1 pseudogene is annotated in these 254 nt (G+C 68.1%); it reads right to left on the reverse strand.

The features are described from left to right. Positions 1-83: 83 nt before the first annotated feature. Positions 84-254 (reverse strand): annotated as a pseudogene (locus ACKX14_RS16240) (3-phosphoserine/phosphohydroxythreonine transaminase); the annotation flags it as partial.

Below are 254 nucleotides of genomic sequence, written 5' to 3' on the forward strand. Positions count from 1 at the left end.
CCGAGGCCACTTCGTAGCGCTCGCGCGGCAGGCGGTCCAGCCCGCGGGTGCTGATGTTGTTCAGCGTGAGGATGCGGAATCTTTCAGCCATGGCGACGCTCGAACTCCCGCATGAAGTCGATCAGGGCATCCACGCCCTCGGGCGGCATGGCGTTGTAGATGCTCGCGCGCATGCCGCCGACGGAGCGGTGGCCGGCGAGGTTGGTCAGGCCGGCCTTCTCCGCCTCGGCCAGGAAGGTCTTGTCCAGCTCGGG

It is taken from the genome of Thermorhabdus hydrogeniformans, assembly GCF_049310025.1.
GTDB lineage: Bacteria > Bacillota > Thermosediminibacteria > Thermosediminibacterales > Tepidanaerobacteraceae > JBJYKD01.